Source organism: Bacillus sp. S4, assembly GCF_040838205.1.
Lineage (GTDB): Bacteria > Bacillota > Bacilli > Bacillales > Bacillaceae_G > Bacillus_A > Bacillus_A cereus_U.
Window position 1 is genome coordinate 1 of sequence record NZ_JBFPJI010000433.1, and the last position, 2,391, is coordinate 2,391.

Sequence of the window (2,391 nt, forward strand, 5' to 3'; positions counted from 1 at the left end):
GTTTATAAAATTTTCTAAATGTTATATCATCATTATAGAAAGTAACTGTCATTCTCTTAAGTGACAGTTCAATTCTTTTTTATAAGGCCAGTATTTAAAGGAGAACGCAAAAATGGATTTTACTATTCCACTGCAATTAGAAAGTAAAACACCAATTTACTTACAAATTTATGATTATATGAAACGAGAAATCTCTTTAGGAACACTCCCGGCCGGCATACGCCTTCCATCTCACAGAAATTTAGCAGTACAACTTAATATTAGCCGTATTACTGTTGAATCTGCTTATCAACAATTAATAGCTGAAGGATATGTAGAAAGCAAACCGAAACGGGGTATTTTTGTTGCGGAAGTTGATATTGATATCATGTCAAAAAATGAACAAAATATGTCGTACAAAACTAACAATAATATAGAATCACGATATGACTATGATTGTAGCCAAGGGCTTATTGATCAAAAAGCTTTTCCGATCACAAACTGGAAAAGAGCCTTAAACGAAACTTTATTTCAGTACGAAAATGAATTATTTGCTAAAGAAGACCCCCAAGGTGAGTTCGTTCTTCGAGAACATATTTCAAAGTATTTATATCATGCCCGCGGGGTACATTCTTCACCTGATCAAATTATTATCGGAGCCGGTACGCAACCTCTTCTTTGGTTATTAATTCAACTGCTCGGTTCAAAAAAAGAATACGGAATCGAAAACCCTGGATTTCACCGTGTAACTGCTATGATTCAAAGTTCTGGCCTTCCCGTTCATCCTATCCCTTTAGATGATAAAGGGATTCACATTTCAGCTTTACGTGAATCAGGTGCCAATGTAGCATACGTCACTCCATCTCACCAATTTCCACTTGGAATAATTATGCCTTTATCTAGAAGACTCGAACTATTAAAATGGGCCAATGATTGCGAAGGATATATTATTGAAGATGATTACGACGGGGAATTTCGTTATGTAGGCAAACCTATTCCTTCTTTACAAGGACTGGATTCAAAGGAACGTGTTATTTATATGGGAACTTTCTCGAAATCCTTTTTACCTTCTTTACGAATGGGATATATCGTCTTACCACCTCATCTTTTAAAAATCTATAAAGAACTTGGTGGCATGTTTAAACAAACGGTTTCTACCCTGCAACAACTCGCTTTTGCCACCTTTATTCAAAAAGGTGATTGGGAACGTCATTTAAACCGTAGTCGTACGTTATATAAAAGAAAGCATACATTACTAGTTAAATCTATCAAAAATGAAATGAAATCTCGTGTTCAAATACTCGGCGAACAATCAGGACTTCATATCGTACTTCACGTTCATAATGGAATGAACGAACAAGAACTTATTCATGTCGCTGCGAAACAACGCATTAAGTTGTACCCTCTCTCAACATACGATTCTGTTCATAATTTAAGGGAGGCGTCGTATGTATTACTCGGTTTTGGTAGTATTCCAGAAGATTGTATCGAAACTGTTGTCAAATTACTGAAAAGAGTCTGGTTCCCTAACTAAAAATAACTCCACGCAAGTTATACTTACGTGGAGTTATTTTCATTCACTATTTTTCTGATACTTGCCCTGATCTCGCTGTCCTTCCTGGACGCTTTACACCAGTTGTTTCTGTTGAATAAGAAGCTTCAATTATAGCACTTGGATCTACAGAGAGAACGAGATCTTTCATTTTCGGATAAATGAAACGGTTTGTAATACAATAAATAATTCTCTGGTGCTCTCCCAAAAAACCACCTTCTCCATGTAGATACGTAACAGACAGTTGTAATTCTTTCATAAGCAGTTCGCCAATTTCTTTATTTTTATTCGAAATAATCATGACGCTCTTTCCTTGATTAATACCGTCTAATATGAAATCTATCATCTTCGTAACAATATAGAAAATTGCTAATGAGAACATCGCTTGCTCAATTGAAAATAAAATAGCAACAAATACAAAAATAACCGCATTTACAGCAAGTAAAAATGTACTAATTGGTACTTTAAAATGCTTGTTCATCCAAACAGCTAACATTTCTGATCCGTCAATTGCCCCGCCCATTTTTACAACAATCCCAACACCAACACCAAATAGAACTCCTCCATAAAGTACAATTAATAATTCCGAAGTCGTAATTGCTGGAAATGGTTTTAAATAAATCAATCCGAGTGTTGTCACAACATTTGCATAGGATGTACGGATGAAAAACTTCTTCCCCATTACTTTTGCAGTAAATAGTAAAATAGGAATATTAAGTCCTAAAAAAACTCCGTAAAGAGGTAATCCTGCAACTTTATTTGCCATAATAGCAATCGCAGTTACTCCACCATCTACTAATCCATTAGGCGCTAAAATAAGCTCTAGTGAACCAGCTACAATAATAGATCCAATTGTTAAT

The 2,391-nt window shown here is 35.2% G+C and carries 2 protein-coding genes; one reads left to right on the forward strand and one right to left on the reverse strand.

Annotated elements, in window-relative coordinates; translation table 11 throughout:
• Nucleotides 1-112: 112 nt before the first annotated feature.
• Nucleotides 113-1,513, forward strand: coding sequence for a MocR-like pyridoxine biosynthesis transcription factor PdxR (gene pdxR / locus AB3X48_RS21220; protein WP_016104640.1), 1,401 nt, complete (start codon nucleotides 113-115; stop codon nucleotides 1,511-1,513).
• Nucleotides 1,514-1,559: 46 nt separating this feature from the next.
• On the opposite strand, the gene AB3X48_RS21225 is transcribed toward pdxR, so the two are convergent.
• Nucleotides 1,560-2,391: YitT family protein (locus tag AB3X48_RS21225; RefSeq protein ID WP_367959910.1), on the reverse strand; the 832-nt coding region annotated here is incomplete at its 5' end.

Excerpts from the sequence above, each read along its gene's own strand:
- pdxR (WP_016104640.1), top strand. The coding sequence starts at position 113 with ATGGATTTTACTATTCCACTGCAATTAGAAAGTAAAACACCAATTTAC.